A 13739-nucleotide genomic window follows, 5' to 3' on the forward strand; every position below is an offset into this window, starting at 1 on the left:
ACGACCGAGGACCACGTGGACGACCGGGATGCGACGCCCGGAACTCACCCCTGCCCTCGACACATCACCGCCCGTCCATCACACCAGCCGCGCTCAGCCGAGGCTCATCGGTGGATCGGGGCTTAGCGGCGGCTGCAACACGGGCTACGTCATCGAAGAGGAAACGCGCTTCTTTCAAGGAGCGGGGACCGTCTACCGCGTAGACGGCATCTTGCTCACCGAAGTCGCGACGACTCTCGCAGACGATGGCTACCAGCCCTTCCATGACGGCGCCTATGCCATCGAAGACGATGGGGCATCGCTTCGCGTCTGGTATCGGCCCGGTCGTGGTGTCTCCCCCACCGGGCAGGTTTCGACAGACGGCGACCCCGCGTTCACACTCCCGAAGATCGAGAGCGCCATGACGTCCTGCGCGACAGGCGGCTCGGGAGGCATTTGAGGAGACTGGGCTGCACGTCCAGACCGTCCGAGAGCTGTGGGTCGCTACCGTGCCGACCGGCGACGGCCGCCGTTCGAGAATCATGAGCTCCTCGCGGCTGCGACGGACGGCATCCTCGCTCCTGGAGACGACTCCGCCGATGCCCGGTGGTCACGGCCGACGAACTGCGGCAACTACCGTCGACTACCAGACTCGCCGACTATCTGGAGCAGGCCGGACGTATCCCTGCGATTTGACGCGACGGAGGTCCTCGGGACTTTCGGCGAATCGTCTGGGAGAATGAAGACTGAGGGAGGGAAGCTGTCATGGTGTTCCAGGGCGAAGTGCTGTCGATAGGTGCGCTGCTGGATCGCGCCCAGACCGCCCCTGCCGCCGTGCCGGCTGTCGGCGTCGGCGTGCGTCACACGGCGGCCGAAAATGCCGACCGCAGCGCAGCTTTGCTCGCGGCCGGAGACACTCTGGAAGCGTGCTGGCGGTTCGGCATCCTCCAGACCCTCGACGACTACACCTCGACCCTCCGTAGGGGCGGCGTGCAGGTTGCCGCCGAGGTGTTCACGGATGAGCCCGCCCCCACTGGATCGGTGGAGCTCGATGCGGCGTTTGCCGCGCTGGCCGATCACCTGGCAGAGCGCGACGGCTGGCGAGCACAGGCATGGGCGCTCGAACCAGCCCGTCGCGCCGATCGTTGGTTCCCCGCCGTGCCCGCGATCTTCCGCGGCGAGGCGGAGCAGGACAGTCCGCGGGCGTTCCGTCAGCGGGGCATCTTCATCACCGGACGGTCGCTGAACCGCGCATGATCGAGCACGGCGCCGAGTTGGATGCCGAGCGCGTCCTCGCCCTGTTCCAGGAACTCTCCGATCAGCTCGCAGCGGCCGGGATTCACGCGCAGCTGTTCGTCGTGGGCGGGGCGGCAATGGCACTGGCCTACGACCATGGCCGCCTCACCCGCGACGTGGACGCGCTGTTCGTTCCCGCGCCGGAGGTGCGCCAGGCCGCCGAAGCGATCGGCGCCGCGCACGAGCTGGAGCCGGACTGGCTCAACGATGCCGCCAAGGGATTCCTGCCCGGCCAGGACGAGCACCCGACCACTGTGTTCGAGTCGGAGTCGTTGCTGGTGCAGGTCGCTTCGCCCGAGTACCTGCTGGCGATGAAGCTGCACGCCTCCCGCGACGAACGCGACCTGGACGACGCTGCAACCCTGTTCCTCCGCCTCGGCTACACCACCGCCGAGCAGGGCATCGAACTGCTGACGAGCACCTATCCGGTTGGGCGGCTCCTGCCCCGGCACCGCTACATCGTGGAGGACGTCGCCCAGCGGGCTGCGGCACGTCGCGCAGAGCAGAAACACACCTCACAGCGGCCACCGCAGCGGGGCACGGAGCGCCGCGCCAAGCTCCCGCCGCCGGAGGCGTTCGGGCTCGGCTCGAACCGATCGAACGGTCCTCAACCACCCCCACTCGGACGCTGAGCCGCTCACCCCAAAATCACCCCGAGGACGGATTCAGGGGTCTGTGAGCCATCCGGAGGCCCCGGAGAATCAGGGGAACCCGCGACCCGGGCGCCTTCACACGGAAGAGGTCATCGGTTCGAGTCCGGTATCGCCCACTTTGAGAGACCCGACCGCCGTTGTTCAAACTCCCCACGGAGAGCTGGTCAGACAATCGGTTTGACCAGCTCCGCAGTGTCGCAGCCCGCCGGTGCTGATGTCTACGCAACGGCGTCCGAATCAGACGTGCACACGAACCGCCGGTTCGTGTGCGGCTATACCCCACCTCGACGGAACCGGCGAGCGGCGAAGTCGGGGTCTGCCCATCCCACTTCTGCTGCGATCTGCTTGATCGGAAGCTCCGTCGAGCGGAGTTGCGCCATGCGTTCGGTCCGCACCATCGTCAGGTAGGCGATGGGTGCTTCCCGAACGCCTCCACAAACACACGCCTCAACTGCGACGACGACAAGTGCGCAGCCTCCGCCAGTTCCGGGACAGTCCATCGGCGCGCCGGATCATCCCGTATGAGCCGCGCGACGTGGCGGGCTTCGATGCGTAGTGGTTTGAACCGACGATGCCGCGGAGCAGCAGGTACCACAGCGCTGCCGCGACCGATGCTCGGCACGCCTGCGGCCGTCGTTATGAAAGAAGCAACGACGTCGAGCACTGAGAGAGCAGCGCTTGCGCTCGGAGGAACTGTTCAGGCTGTGGCCCATCCAGACGGAGGGAGGCGAGCTCATCCAGCCACGGCATGAGATGGGCGGCGCGGTCTTCGCCGATCCTAACGATCTGCGCGGGTGTCGAGTAGCGGGCCTCGAAGAAGTCGCGTGCGTTGTGACGGTCGCAGAACTGCGCGGCGTACTGCCAGAACACCTGATCGATCAAGTAGTCGCGGTCGAGGTAGATCGTGGTCGTCGTCACGCTGCCCTCTGGCTCCGCGCCGCAGAGCGTCTGAGCGGCGAGAAGAACGACATCACCGACCTGCACGTGCCGGGTACCAAACTCGCTGAATAGTAGGGCGCTCCCAGAACGGACGATGATCAGCTTCACACAATCGAACGCGACAGGATCAACTGGACTGTGATGTGAACGAGTCCGAGCTGCCAAGGGCGAGAAGGCCGCCCCGCCATTCCTCAGCGCCTGCGTGCCAGGTGCGGAGTCCGTTCGGGGCGGCCGCTATAGCCATACTCAGCCATTGGTGTCGCGTTTGCGGAAGGAGAGCCAGGACGCGACCCCGAGCAGTGCGGTCCACGTGGCCATCACGATTCCGCCGGGTATCGGGTCGAGGAGTCCGACTCCCGGATAGCTCGTCAGAAGCTGGATTCCTGCAAGGTCGGGCAGGAACTTCAACGCCGGGATGACTCCGAGCAAGGAGATGGTGAGTCCGAGTACCAGGGGCACGAGCACGACGAGCGTCACGATGAATGTGCGGGCAAGGACGGTGATCGCTGCCGCGATCAGGCCGATCAGCGTGTAGTTCCCGGCGACGCCGACCAGGTTCCACCCCATTCCCGCGGTGAACTCACCGAAAGAGAGCCCCTGTTCACCGAGCGCTGCGTGTTTGAGGAGCACAGCCGCACTCGTGGCAAGGATGCCGACGAGCAGCGCCACCGCCGCGATCACCGTGAACTTCGCGGCAAGCACACGGCCTCGCTGGGGTGTGGCCGTCAGTGTGGTGCGGAGCTGGCCATCGGTATATTCGGTTCCGGCGATGAGCGCGGCGAGCAGAATGATCAACGGCTGCCCGAACCCGGCCGTCTCGAATCCGTGTGACTCGACGGGGAACGACATCGCCGCGGCTGTCGTGCCGTCGAAGGCGAGGCCGGAAGCGAGAGCGAGGGCGGGCGGCACAAGGAGCGCGGCGGCGAGTGTGCCCTCGATGCTGCGCAGGGTAAGCGCCTTGGTCCATTCGGCGCGGAGGGTGTGAATCATCGGTGCCTCACAGGTCTCGGCGCACGAAGGCGGCCGCGGCGGCGGTGAGCAGAACCACTGCCCAAGCGGTTTGGACGATGCCGCCGGTGAGCGGGTCCAGGTGGATGCCGGTCGCGGGATCAGAGTAGAGGGCGGCTCCCGCGGCAACGGGGAGATACTTCGCGCCCACCCAGAATCCCGCGAGGAAGTCGCCTACGCCGATCACCAGCGGCACGACGACGATCAGCGGCAGGAGGGCAGTGCGTGCGAGGACACCGACGGCGAACGCGATCAGCGCAGTGAGCGTCCATGCGATCGTGACGCCGCCGAGATTCGCCCAGATCGCCGGGTTCAACGCCCACGGATCGACGCCGGTCTCACCGGCCGCGTGTGTGATCAACAACGTGCCCCACATCGCCAAGAATGCAATCGCCGCAACCGTGGTCGCGAGGAGCAGCGTCTTCATCAGGAACACGCGAAGTCTTCGCGGGGTGGCCAAAAGCGTGGTGCGGATCTGGGTGCCGCCGCCGTACTCGCTTCCGGCCCACAACGCAGCGAGAGCGACGACGAGGACGTATCCGAAGCCGGCCATGTCGAAGCCCTGGTACTCGATCGGGATCGGCTCGGCAGAGAACAGTCGAGGGTCATCGGGTGCGATGCCCACTGCTGACGCGGCGTTGCTCCATGCCATCGGCCAGGTGCCGAGGATCGTGACCAGCCCGAGTATCCAGGTGGCGCGAGCGGTGACTAGTTTGGTGGACTCCGAACGCGCGAGAGGGAGAGCGTTTCGCAGAAGACCGCTCATGCCGTCGCCCCGTCCGCACCGGTGGCGCGGTACTCCGTGTGCTCGTCGGTGAGTGCGAAGAACGCGTCCTCCAAGGTGTCGTGTGTACCGGTAACCTCTGCCGCGGTGCCCGCCGCAAGCACCCGGCCGCGGGCGATGACCACGAAATCGTCGGCGGTATCCTCCATCTCGCTCATCAGGTGGCTGGACACCAGAACCGCTTTGCCGTCATCGGCGAGGGAGCGCAGGAAGCGCCTGGTCCACCGGATGCCGTCAGGATCGAGCCCGTTCGTCGGTTCGTCCAGCACCAGCACGTCGGGGTTGCCGAGGAGTGCAGCGGCGATCCCGAGACGTTGCCCCATCCCGAGCGAGAACCCGCCGATCCTCGTCTTCGCGGCATCCCGAAGACCGGTGAGCTCCAGTACCTCGTCCACGCGTCGGGTGGGGATCGCGTTGGACTGCGCCACCCATCTCAGATGCGCCCTCGCCGTGCGGCCCTTGTTCGCGCCCGGGCCATCGAGCATCGCCCCGACCTTCCACAGTGGGCGCTCCAAGGAGCGATAGGGGCTCCCGTCGATCAGTGCCGCGCCGCTGGTCGCGCGATCCAGCCCGAGCAGGACGCGCAATGTCGAGCTCTTTCCCGCACCGTTGGGTCCGAGGAAGCCGGTGACCCGGCCCGGAAGTGCGATGAAACTCACGTCGTCTACGACTGCGCGTGAGCCGTGACGTTTGACCAGATGGCTGACTTCGATCATGTCGACAAGCCAACCGACTCGGCCGGCAGATGTCAGTCTGCGAGAGTTGACAGTCGGATGCGCCAGTGGCGGTCACGGGATCATTAAGATGTGGGGGTCACGATGCCGCTCTCGTAGGCGATCACGACGAGCCCCGCGCGGTCGCGGGTCTGGAGTTTAGTCAGGATGCGGCTGACGTAGGTGCGTACCGTCGTCACGGTGACGAACAGCTCAGCCGCGATCTCCGCATTCGATCTGCCTTGCCCGATGAGCGCCAGCGTCTCGCGCTCCCGCTCCGTGAGGTGGTCGAGCCGGTGATCCTCGCGCGGGGGTGCGAAGCGTCCGATCAGTCGCTTCGTCACCTCCGGGGCGAGCAGCGCGTTGCCCTCGTGCGCGACGCGGATCGCGTGCAACACCTCGCTGGGAGGACTGTTCTTCAGCAAGAACCCCGACGCCCCGACCCGTAGTGCCTCGTACACGTACTCGTCCAAGTCGAACATCGTCAGCACGATCACCCGCGGCCCATCCGGTTCCGCGACGAGGGCACGGGTGGCTTCCAACCCAGTCATCCGGGGCATCTGCACGTCCATCAACACGACATCCGGACACAGGCGCGTAGCGCTTTCGACCGCCGCCTCGCCGTCGCCGGCCTCGCCCACGACCTCCATGCCGACATCGCTGTCAACCAGCAGCCGAAGCGACGAGCGGATCGCCGGCTCATCATCGGCTATCAGCACCCTGATCGCAGTCATCCTTGACCTCCCACCGAGCGCCTTTGTAGCGGCACGGCTGCTGACACCGTGGATCCGGAGGTCGAGGAGGTGAAGTCCACCGTGCCGCCCAGCAGCTCGGCTCTCTCGCGCATACCCATCAAGCCGTGTCCGGGTCTGATCTCGCCCCGCGCTCCCTGGCCGTCATCCTCGACACCAACCGTGACCGCCTCGGAGGAAATGCGGAGCGTCACGGCCACGGAAGACGCCGACGCGTGCCGGACGACGTTTGTCACCGCTTCCTGCACGATCCGGAGCACCGTCGTCCGCACATCGGCAGGAAGAACATCGATTGCTTGTTCCGTGTCGAGGTGAACGGCAACACCCGCCTTTTCCGCGGTCAGCGCAACGCCCGCAAGCGCCGCCGAGAGAGGACTCGACGCCATGTCATCCGCCTCGATGTCCGACCGTTCCAGTTGCAGGAGGGTTTTCAGCTCTGACAGCGACAACCGCACGTCGCTCTCGATACCGCGCAGCACTTCACGCAGATCGTCAGCGCCGAGAACGGTGACGTGGGCAGCAACGCCCGCTTGCACCCCGATCGATCCCAAGGAGTGCGACAGCACATCGTGAACATCGCGTGCGAGGCGAAGACGCTCCTCCGCCCGTGACCGAGCTGCAGCCTCGCGTTTGACCTCTCGTGTCCGCACGCCGAGCACCCACGCGACGGACAACACGAGCGCACTCAGCAACATCCCACGGAAGCGATCTTCGGCGCCCTCCGCACCAAAGATCGCAGACGCGACCACCACGACGAACGCACCGGCAAACATCCACCACGGAAACTTGCGTCCTCCACGTGTCTCCGCCAACCCAAACACCGCGAATCCTGTCAGCACGAACGGATCAGCAGTCACGCCGAGGAGCCACGCACAGGCAGTCGCAGCAGCCGTCACGATCACTGCGAGAAGCGGCAGACGCGAACTGACCATCACACCGGTTACAGCGATCGCGCCCAACGCAAGCTGAGCCCAGCGAGCAATGACCCCATCTGGCGTGACGGTCAACCAGAGCCCTACGAATACCGCGAACCCGAGGAGCAGGCTCGTCAGCAGGCGCGACCGAATCCAAAGAACGGAGAACCCACGCGAGCGCGAATCGTGGAGATCACGATCCGCACCCTCCGAGCTGGCTCCCATCCATCAATCGTACGAGGCGGCCATCGACACGCTCTGAGCGGGATGAGAAGCGGGTCGAGACGCCCCACGTGTTTGTCTACCTCGCGGGCGAATCTCTGCCCCAGTGCCGACAACGGCATCGCGAACCGTTATCGAATCAACGGCGAGTCGTTCGGCTACCTCCGCCAACGTCAACCCCGCTTCGTAGAGGTCACCCGCCCTACCGCGACCGTCGTCGTCCAGGCCCAGTAATCGGCGACCAGCTCCGCCCGCTGCTCAGGGGTCAATCGTGTTTGAGACTTCACCGAGTTTCTTGCGACAACGCCCCGCGTATCGCTTCTCACCGAGGTTCGACCGCGCGCTCCGCGCCCTTCGGAGCCCTTGAGAACACGGCGAATCAACGATTTCAGCGCCGGACGCTTGTCTGAGAATCGCTTGGGAAGGTCCACCGATGAAGCCCCGGAGCGCGCTCCGGGGCTTCGCCTCTTCCGACGGGAACCGGACCTCAGGCGCGCCGCCACCCGTACCGCTCGCGCAGGGCATCCGCCACACGCCCGAAGGCCGCCGGCGAGAGCGCGGAGCCCTCGCGCCGGAGCCCGCGGACGTGGACGCTGTAGAGCTGATCGAGATCGACCCACGAGGGCCTGTTCTGCGGATCCCAGGGGCCCGACCCGATCGACACGTACTCGCGCTCCCCGTCGCGGGAGCGGCTCGTGAGCTTCACGGCGTACACCCGTTCCGCCGACTGCCGCGCGATGATCAGCACGGGGCGGTCCTTGCCCCGCCCGTCGCGCTCCGCGAAGGGCACCCAGGTCCAGACGATCTCCCCCGCATCCGCGCGCCCATCGGGACGGGGGTCGTACGTCACGTTCAGGCCACGGATGCCGAGAGGCGACAGCTCCACCGTCTCGGTGTCGGCGGCGACCACGGACGCCGCGCCGGTGCGGCGCGGCGCGAGCGCTCGGAGGACACGGGTGAAGAGCGTGCGCATCGAAGCCATGGAGACGACCCTAGACGCCGGAGGAGGGGCGCCGCGGCCGAACCGCGACGCCCCTCCTGCGGGCTGTGTGACGAGTGACTCAGGCCTGCTCGGTAAGCGAGTAGCCCGCCTCCCCGTGCACGGTGGTGTCGACACCGGCGAGCTCGTCGTCGTTCTTGATGCGGAAGCCGATCGTCTTCTCGATCGCGAAGCCGATGACCCAGGCGAGCACGAAGGAGTAGATCAGCACGCCGAACGCCGCGACGAACTGCAGGACCAGCTGCTCGATGTTGCCGCCGACGAACAGGCCCGTCTCGGTCGCGAAGAACCCGAGGTAGAGGGTGCCGATGAGGCCACCGACGAGGTGCACGCCCACGACGTCGAGCGAGTCGTCGAAGCCGAGCTTCCACTTGAGCTCGACGGCCAGCGCACAGACGGCACCCGTGATGATGCCGAGCAGGAGCGCCCAGCCGGGGGTCAGGTTGGCGCACGCAGGGGTGATGGCGACGAGACCGGCGACCGCACCGGATGCGGCGCCCACCGACGTGGCCTTGCCGTCCTTCAGCTTCTCGATGACGAGCCAGCCGATGATCGACGCGGCGGTCGTGCCGAGGGTGTTGATGATGATGAGCCCGACCGAGGTCTCCCCGGTGCCGAGGAGGCCCGCGGTGCCCTCGGCACCGGCGTTGAAGCCGAACCAGCCGAACCAGAGGATCGACGCACCGAGCATGACCAGCGGAACGTTGTGGGGCTTGGTGATGCCCTTCTGGAACCCGATGCGCTTGCCGAGGACGAGGGCGAGGGCAAGAGCCGCGGCGCCCGCGTTGATGTGCACGGCCGTGCCACCGGCGTAGTCGATGACGCCGGTCGAGAAGCCGAAGGTCTCACCGAGGTTCAGGATCCAGCCGCCGCCCCAGACCCAGGCCGCCACCGGGAAGTACACCACGGTGGCCCAGACGCCCGCGAAGATCAGCCAGGAGCCGAACTTGGCGCGGTCGGCGATCGCTCCGGAGATGAGCGCGACCGTGATGATCGCGAAGGTCGCACCGTAGGTCGCCCCCACGAGGGTGTCGCTGTCGGCGCTGCCCAGACCGAAGTCGGCGAACGGGTTGCCGGCGAATGCCCACGTGCTCTCGACGCCGCTCATGTTGAATCCGTAGAGGACCCACAGCACGCTGACGAGACCGAGCGCACCGAAGCTCATCATCATCATGCTGACGACGCTCTTGGCCTTGACCAGTCCGCCGTAGAAGAACGCCACTCCCGGCGTCATAAAGAGCACTAGTGCCGTCGCAGCGACGGACCAGGCGAGATTTCCGCTGTCCATGAGATTCCTCATCCATGTCGTGTTACTCGGATTTCCCGCGCGTCCGCTTCGTCGGGTCGCAGAGGCATCGGGCTCCGCCAGTCTCCCGACCGGCGGTTCCAGCCGCAGGCGTGCATCGTTACGGGCGTGTTACAGGAACGCCGATGAGGTGAACATCATGTTTCGTCGGCCAGGGAAGCTCCCCGACATCCGCTCTCAGGCGTGTGTGAGCGCGATGAGACGCGAGATCGCGCGCAGGTACTTCTTGCGGTACCCGCCGGCGAGCATCTCCTCGCCGAAGACGCCGTCGAGCGCGACCCCGGTCGAGCGCACCGGGATCTGCGCGTCGTAGGCGCGGTCGACGAACGCGACGAAGCGGAGTGCCGCCGACTGATCGGTGAGCACCGATACATCGCGCACCCCGATCAGTTGAAGTCCCTCGAGCAGACGGATGTACCGGGAGGGGTGGACCGTCGCCAGGTGCGCGACCAGTGCGCCGAACGCATCGTCCGAGACGGTGCCGGTGGCTGCAGCGGCGGCGAGCTCGTTCTCGTATGCGGAATGGGGCAGCACTGCGGCGTGCCCGTCCACGGCACGCTGCCGGAAATCCACGCCGTCGATGCGCAGCGTCTCGAAGCTCGCCGACATCGCGCTGATCTCGCGGAGGAAGTCCTGCGCGGCGAAGCGCCCTTCGCCCAGCGCGTTCGGCGGCGTGTTCGAGGTCGCCGCCAGCTTCGTCCCGGACGAGACGAGCTCGCCGAGCAGCCGGGTCATCACCATGGTGTCGCCCGGGTCGTCGAGCTCGAACTCGTCGATGCAGAGCAGATCCGAGCCGCGGAAGAGCTCCACGGTCTGCTGATAGCCGAGCGCGCCCACGAGCGCCGTGTACTCGATGAACGAGCCGAAGTACTTCCGGCGCGCGGGCATCGCGTGGTAGATGGAGGCCAGCAGGTGGGTCTTGCCGACGCCGAAGCCGCCGTCGAGATAGACGCCGGGCTTGCGGTCGGGGGACTTCGGTGCGCGCCGGAAGAGCCCCCGCTTCGCGTGGGGGGCGACGCCTCCGGCGAACGCGATCAGCGTCTCCTTCGCGTCCTCCTGCGAGGGATAGGCGTCGTCGGTGCGGTACGAGGCGAAGCTCGCGTCGGCGAACTGAGGTGGCGGCACGAGCGCCGCCACCATCTCCGCGCCGGTCACCTGGGGTGTGCGGTCGACGAGGTGGACGATCCCGGTCGGAGTCGCAGTGGAAGTCATGCGGGCAGCCTGTGTCCCCTGTTTACGATTCGGATGCGTCTCCCGCCCGAGAAACCTAGGGTCGATGCAGACGGCTTCCACCCTACGCCGTCCTCCATACCCTGATCGCGAGGAGCACCCGTGACCGTCGAGACCGACACCACGTCCGAGAAGTTCGCCGCCTACGCCCACCCGGAGCGTCTCGTATCGGCCGATTGGCTGCAGGAGCGCCTCGACTCCCCCGGCCTGGTCATCGTCGAGTCCGACGAGGACGTCCTGCTCTACGAGACCGGGCACATCCCCGGCGCGGTCAAGATCGACTGGCACACCGAGCTCAACGACCCCGTCGTGCGCGACTACGTCGACGGCGCCGGCTTCGCCGAGCTGCTCAGCCGGAAGGGCATCTCGCGCGACGACACGGTCGTGATCTACGGCGACAAGAACAACTGGTGGGCCGCATACGCGCTCTGGGTGTTCTCGCTCTTCGGCCACGAGGACGTGCGCCTGCTCGACGGCGGACGCGACCGCTGGATCGCCGAGGATCGCCCGCTCACCACCGATCCCTCGACACCGGCACCCACCGACTACCCGGTCGTCGAGCGCGACGACAGCGTTCTGCGCGCCTACAAGGAGGATGTTCTGGCGCACCTGGGCAATCCGCTCATCGACGTGCGCTCTCCCGAGGAGTACAGCGGTGAGCGCACCACTGCTCCCGCCTACCCCGAGGAAGGCGCCCTCCGCGCCGGGCACATCCCCTCGGCGCAGAGCGTGCCGTGGGCCCGAGCGGTCGCACCGGACGGATCGTTCAAGTCACGCGCCGAGCTCGACGCCATCTACCGGGACGAGGCGGGACTCGCCGATGGCGACTCGGTGGTCGCGTACTGCCGGATCGGTGAGCGCTCGAGCCACACGTGGTTCGTGCTGAAGCACCTCCTCGGCTTCGAGGACGTCCGCAACTACGACGGCTCGTGGACCGAATGGGGCAGCGCCGTGCGTGTGCCGATCGTCGCCGGGTCCGAACCGGGCGCGGTCCCCGGCCGCTGACTCGAGAGTCTCCTCGGAGGGGGAGACTTCGTATCCTTCGTCGGTCGCCAGCGACCCAGGCCGCTGATCCGCCGAACGGAGTGCCCTGCGAGAGGCCGAGACGCTCCGCCCGCGTGGGAGAATGTGCCGGATGAGCGACAGTGCACTCCCCGACTCCCTCGCCGAGATCCGCGAGGACTTCCTCGCGCTGCCGGAGCCGGAGCGACTGCAGCTGCTGCTGGAGTTCTCGCAGGACCTGCCGGCCGTTCCGGCCGAGTTCGAGAACCATCCGGAACTGTGCGAGCGCGTCGTGGAGTGCCAGTCGCCGGTGTACATCGTCGTCGACGTGTCGGCGGACGGCATCGTGGCGATGCACGCGACCGCTCCCGCCGAGGCACCCACGACCCGGGGGTTCGCGAGCATCCTGGTCCAGGGGCTCACCGGTCTCACCGTGGACGAGGCGCTCTCGGTCCCCGACGACTACCCGCAGAGCATCGGGCTCACCCGGGCGGTCTCGCCGCTCCGGATCGCGGGCATGACCGGGATGCTGCTGCGCGCGAAGCGGCAGGTCCGGGCGAAGCAGCCGGTCTGACGGTCATCGACCCGGGCCGCTGACCCGAAGTCTCCCCGCCCCGGTTCTGTTGAACAGGCGCATTGCCTGGACTTTCCCCACCCCACGGAGCGCCCCACAGGGGCGCTGAGCAGCTGACCGAGACCGGGCTCAGCCGTCCGCCGGAACGTCCTCGCGGGTGAGTCCACAAGCCCGCAGCCACTCGCGGATACGGGCCGTCCACCGCTGCTCGTCGTAGTTCCAGAGCTTCGTGTGCCGAGCGACCTCGAACACCTCCAGCTCGACCAGATCCGGGCGGGCGACCGCGAGATCGTGCGACGCGTCCGACGGCACGAAGCCGTCGTCGTCGCTGTGCAGGATCAGGATCGGATGGCGCAGCTCGCCGGCACGGGCGACGACGTCGAGCCGATCGAACGGGATCGGCCGGCCGGTGCGCGTGAACGCGGTGCCCCAGTCCGACTCGAGCGCCGAGATCGCGATGTTCGTCACGGACCGCGGCAGGTTCAGGGTCCGCGCCTGGTAGTCGAGCACGACCCGCCAGTCGACGACCGGCGAGTCCAGGACGATGCCCGCGATGATGTCGCGGTGCGCAGAGCTCAGCGCGAGCTGCAGCACGACGGCGCCGCCCATGGACCAGCCCATGAGCACGATCCGGCGGGCGCCGGCGCGACGGGCGAACCCGATCGCGGCGTCCACGTCTCGCCACTCGGTCGCGCCCAGCCCGTAGGTGCCGGTGCGGCTGCGCGGCGCCTCGCCGTCGTTGCGGTACGAGACGACGAGCGTGCTGATCCCGAGGCCGTGCATCAGCGGCACCGCCCGGAGACACTCGGCCCGCGTCGTGCCCCGGCCGTGCACCTGGATGCACCACACGTCGGTCTCGGTCCCCGCCGGGAAGAGCCACGCCGGGCACGGACCCACCGCCGAGCCGATCAGCTGCGAGGAGAAGGGCAGCTGGAGCTGCTCGGGGCGGTCGTAGTACCAGCCGCTGAACGCGGCCTCGGCCGACAGCCGCGCGTCGTGGCCGACGTGGGTGAGCAGCTTGCGCTTGACGCCGCCGTCGTTCTCCGCGAGCACGCTGCCGAGCTTCACGTAGTCCTCGGTGCCGCGGGTGAACAGGCCGTACCGGCCGGGAAGCGTCGTGTCGTCGTTGCGCTCGAGGGTCACCGTCTGCGAGGCCGGATCGAGCGCCAGGATGCGGGTGTCCGCACGCCGCACGGCCGGTGTCACGACCTGGCGGGCCACGCGGATCGCCACAGCGCCGAGGGCCGCCGAGGTGAGCGCGGTCGCTGCGGCGAGGCCGACGAGAGCCCCGCTCAGAGCGCCGCGGAGAACGGGAGAGGCGCCGAGTCGGGCGGCGCGCCTGGAGTTCTTCATCGTGGGTTCAGCCT

The 13739-nt window shown here is 67.5% G+C and carries 14 protein-coding genes and 1 pseudogene; 5 read left to right on the forward strand and 10 right to left on the reverse strand.

The window, feature by feature from the left end; translation table 11 throughout:
• The 3 genes and pseudogenes from GVL03_RS22310 to GVL03_RS09515 form a co-directional block, all read left to right on the forward strand.
• Positions 1–439: pseudogene (locus GVL03_RS22310) on the forward strand (hypothetical protein); the annotation flags it as partial.
• 305 nt (positions 440–744) lie between these two features.
• Positions 745–1236 carry a hypothetical protein gene (locus tag GVL03_RS09510; protein WP_159500759.1) on the forward strand — a complete coding sequence of 164 codons (492 nt, stop codon included), beginning with the start codon at positions 745–747 and terminating at the stop codon, positions 1234–1236.
• A complete protein-coding gene (locus GVL03_RS09515; RefSeq protein ID WP_200847125.1) occupies positions 1233–1907 on the forward strand; it encodes a DUF6036 family nucleotidyltransferase in 675 nt (224 codons plus the stop codon). Before GVL03_RS09510 ends, GVL03_RS09515 begins: the two co-directional genes overlap by 4 nt.
• A 657-nt stretch (positions 1908–2564) precedes the next feature.
• Here GVL03_RS09515 and GVL03_RS22625 read toward each other — a convergent pair.
• The 9 genes from GVL03_RS22625 to zapE form a co-directional block, all read right to left on the reverse strand.
• Entirely contained in the window at positions 2565–2975 is a 411-nt protein-coding gene (locus GVL03_RS22625) for a hypothetical protein (RefSeq protein ID WP_306770327.1), read from the reverse strand.
• A gap of 138 nt (positions 2976–3113) precedes the next feature.
• Entirely contained in the window at positions 3114–3857 is a 744-nt protein-coding gene (locus GVL03_RS09525; RefSeq protein ID WP_159500760.1) for an ABC transporter permease, read from the reverse strand.
• Between the two features lie 7 nt (positions 3858–3864).
• Positions 3865–4428: a hypothetical protein gene (locus GVL03_RS09530; protein WP_159500761.1), complete on the reverse strand. Its 564-nt coding sequence runs from the start codon at positions 4426–4428 to the stop codon at positions 3865–3867.
• A gap of 209 nt (positions 4429–4637) precedes the next feature.
• Positions 4638–5318: an ABC transporter ATP-binding protein gene (locus GVL03_RS09535; RefSeq protein ID WP_235038102.1), complete on the reverse strand. Its 681-nt coding sequence runs from the start codon at positions 5316–5318 to the stop codon at positions 4638–4640.
• Positions 5319–5458: 140 nt separating this feature from the next.
• Positions 5459–6106, reverse strand: a complete 648-nt coding sequence (locus tag GVL03_RS09540) for a response regulator transcription factor (protein WP_159500763.1) — start codon at positions 6104–6106, stop codon at positions 5459–5461.
• On the reverse strand, positions 6103–7263 hold the full coding sequence (locus tag GVL03_RS09545; RefSeq protein WP_159500764.1) for a sensor histidine kinase: 1161 nt from the start codon (positions 7261–7263) through the stop codon (positions 6103–6105). The genes GVL03_RS09540 and GVL03_RS09545 overlap by 4 nt, the downstream gene beginning before the upstream one ends.
• A 484-nt stretch (positions 7264–7747) precedes the next feature.
• Entirely contained in the window at positions 7748–8242 is a 495-nt protein-coding gene (locus GVL03_RS09550; RefSeq protein WP_159500765.1) for a type II toxin-antitoxin system PemK/MazF family toxin, read from the reverse strand.
• Between the two features lie 79 nt (positions 8243–8321).
• Positions 8322–9548 (reverse strand): ammonium transporter, encoded by a 1227-nt coding sequence (locus GVL03_RS09555; protein ID WP_159500766.1) that lies wholly within the window; start codon positions 9546–9548, stop codon positions 8322–8324.
• A gap of 195 nt (positions 9549–9743) precedes the next feature.
• A complete protein-coding gene (gene zapE, locus GVL03_RS09560) occupies positions 9744–10778 on the reverse strand; it encodes a cell division protein ZapE (RefSeq protein ID WP_159500767.1) in 1035 nt (344 codons plus the stop codon).
• 120 nt (positions 10779–10898) lie between these two features.
• Between zapE and GVL03_RS09565 the strand changes: the two genes are divergently transcribed.
• Together GVL03_RS09565 and GVL03_RS09570 are read left to right on the forward strand one after the other, a co-directional pair.
• Positions 10899–11801 carry a sulfurtransferase gene (locus tag GVL03_RS09565; RefSeq protein ID WP_159500768.1) on the forward strand — a complete coding sequence of 301 codons (903 nt, stop codon included), beginning with the start codon at positions 10899–10901 and terminating at the stop codon, positions 11799–11801.
• A 130-nt stretch (positions 11802–11931) separates the two neighbouring features.
• On the forward strand, positions 11932–12372 hold the full coding sequence (locus GVL03_RS09570; RefSeq protein ID WP_159500769.1) for a SufE family protein: 441 nt from the start codon (positions 11932–11934) through the stop codon (positions 12370–12372).
• A 129-nt stretch (positions 12373–12501) separates the two neighbouring features.
• Here GVL03_RS09570 and GVL03_RS09575 read toward each other — a convergent pair whose 3' ends face one another.
• The gene (locus tag GVL03_RS09575) at positions 12502–13725 is read right to left on the reverse strand and encodes a S9 family peptidase (RefSeq protein ID WP_159500770.1); all 1224 of its coding nucleotides are present in this window, start codon (positions 13723–13725) and stop codon (positions 12502–12504) included.
• Between the last annotated feature and the right edge of the window lie 14 nt (positions 13726–13739).

Origin of the sequence: Microbacterium sp. 18062, assembly GCF_902706225.1 — a bacterium.
Taxonomy (GTDB): Bacteria; Actinomycetota; Actinomycetes; order Actinomycetales; family Microbacteriaceae; genus Microbacterium.

Excerpts from the sequence above, each read along its gene's own strand:
- GVL03_RS09555 (WP_159500766.1), bottom strand. The coding sequence starts at position 9,548 with ATGGACAGCGGAAATCTCGCCTGGTCCGTCGCTGCGACGGCACTAGTG.
- GVL03_RS09540 (WP_159500763.1), bottom strand. The coding sequence starts at position 6,106 with ATGACTGCGATCAGGGTGCTGATAGCCGATGATGAGCCGGCGATCCGC.
- GVL03_RS09510 (WP_159500759.1), top strand. The coding sequence starts at position 745 with ATGGTGTTCCAGGGCGAAGTGCTGTCGATAGGTGCGCTGCTGGATCGC.
- GVL03_RS09530 (WP_159500761.1), bottom strand. The coding sequence starts at position 4,428 with ATGGCCGGCTTCGGATACGTCCTCGTCGTCGCTCTCGCTGCGTTGTGG.
- GVL03_RS09570 (WP_159500769.1), top strand. The coding sequence starts at position 11,932 with ATGAGCGACAGTGCACTCCCCGACTCCCTCGCCGAGATCCGCGAGGAC.
- zapE (WP_159500767.1), bottom strand. The coding sequence starts at position 10,778 with ATGACTTCCACTGCGACTCCGACCGGGATCGTCCACCTCGTCGACCGC.
- GVL03_RS09515 (WP_200847125.1), top strand. The coding sequence starts at position 1,233 with ATGATCGAGCACGGCGCCGAGTTGGATGCCGAGCGCGTCCTCGCCCTG.
- GVL03_RS09575 (WP_159500770.1), bottom strand. The coding sequence starts at position 13,725 with ATGAAGAACTCCAGGCGCGCCGCCCGACTCGGCGCCTCTCCCGTTCTC.
- GVL03_RS09525 (WP_159500760.1), bottom strand. The coding sequence starts at position 3,857 with ATGATTCACACCCTCCGCGCCGAATGGACCAAGGCGCTTACCCTGCGC.
- GVL03_RS09550 (WP_159500765.1), bottom strand. The coding sequence starts at position 8,242 with ATGGCTTCGATGCGCACGCTCTTCACCCGTGTCCTCCGAGCGCTCGCG.
- GVL03_RS09545 (WP_159500764.1), bottom strand. The coding sequence starts at position 7,263 with ATGGGAGCCAGCTCGGAGGGTGCGGATCGTGATCTCCACGATTCGCGC.